Origin of the sequence: Ilyomonas limi, from assembly GCF_005233845.1 — a bacterium.
GTDB classification, from domain to species: domain Bacteria; phylum Bacteroidota; class Bacteroidia; order Chitinophagales; family Chitinophagaceae; genus Ilyomonas; species Ilyomonas limi.
The window spans coordinates 1-1,343 of sequence record NZ_SZQL01000065.1 but is presented as its reverse complement, the minus strand read 5'-3'; the positions used below and the strand labels follow the sequence as shown (position 1 = coordinate 1,343).

Annotated in this window: 1 protein-coding gene; it reads left to right on the top strand. The window is 39.3% G+C overall.

Annotated features, from left to right (window positions below):
* The first annotated feature begins 284 nt into the window (after positions 1-284).
* Positions 285-1,304, top strand: coding sequence for an IS110 family RNA-guided transposase (locus tag FC093_RS23580; RefSeq protein WP_137264283.1), 1,020 nt, complete (start codon positions 285-287; stop codon positions 1,302-1,304).
* Positions 1,305-1,343 lie beyond the last annotated feature (39 nt).

Sequence of the window (1,343 nt, the reverse complement as noted above, 5' to 3'; positions counted from 1 at the left end):
GTTACGTCCTTTAGATTTGTTTTTACAAATACTGGCAATGAGTTATTGTTGGTAATATCCTTTCTTTTCATACATAATGTAACTTGTTCAATAAACTAACCGGTGGCGGCAGCGCATTAGGAGTTACGTAGGGATAAGGACCCATCGGCTGATACAATCTGCCGCCACTTTTACTTGCCTTTCCGATTCATATAGAAATTAGGGCTGTAAGACCCGTTATCAAGGACCAGAACAGTAAAGGCAACGCTGGTTAGCTCTTTTTATAATCTTCTAAAAGCTAAGCTATGCAAAAAAAGTATTTTATTGGTATTGATGTATCCAAGCATACGCTCGATGTCTGCTTTATTATCCGTGAGCAAGACAGCTTATCAAAGCCGCTGTGGCAACAGTTTGCCAATACACCAACTGGTCTCAAAAGAATGCAAAAGTGGTTAGCAACACACAAAGTCCCCCTTTCAGAACAAACCATTGCTGTTATTGAAAACACCGGTATTTATCACCGCTTGCTCTGGCAGTTCTTTTCGCAACTGCAGGTGGACTTATGTATTGAAAATGCCGCTCAGGTAAAATGGAGTTTGGGTATTGCCAGAGGTAAGAATGACAAGGTGGACAGCAGAAGGCTGGCGCTCTATGCTGTGCGTCATGCAGACCGGCTCAAACCCACACCAGCATTGCATCAGCAGGTAACGGTGCTGAAAGATTTACTTTCTTTAAGAAACAAATTACTGCAACAAATCGGCAGCATTACAACAGGTGTTAAGGAACTCAAACATGCCGGTATTTCAGCTTCTTTTACCAAGACGTCTGTGAAGCTTTTACAACCTGCTATAGATGGTCTCAAGCAATCACTAAAGAAGGTGGAAAAACAAATAAAGGACACCATTAAAAAGGAGGAGGTCTTATATAATACATACAAAAGACTCATTACGGTGCCAGGTATCGGTCACATTACTGCCATCTATCTGATCTGTTGCTCTAACGTATTTACCCTCTGTACCAGTGGAAAGCAATTAGCTTGTTATTGTGGAGTGGTGCCCTTTGATTATCAGAGTGGCATCAGCATAAAAGGTAAACATCAGGTACACAAAATGGCAAACAAGGAACTGAAGCATCTACTTCATATGTGTGCACTTACATCCATCAAAAACCATCCGGAATTTAAAAATTATTATAACCGAAAAAAAGCAGAAGGTAAACATGCCCTATCTATACTGAATGCTATTAAAAACAAACTCGTATTAAGAGCCTTTGCCGTTGTAAAAAATAAAAGAGATTATGTGGATAATTTTAAGAAAATAGCTTGAAAATAAATTAAAAATACTTGGCTGAGTCATAGAAATCAG

What these genes read in the sequence shown, in the direction of transcription:
- FC093_RS23580 (WP_137264283.1), top strand. Translation starts at nt 285, where the DNA reads ATGCAAAAAAAGTATTTTATTGGTATTGATGTATCCAAGCATACGCTC.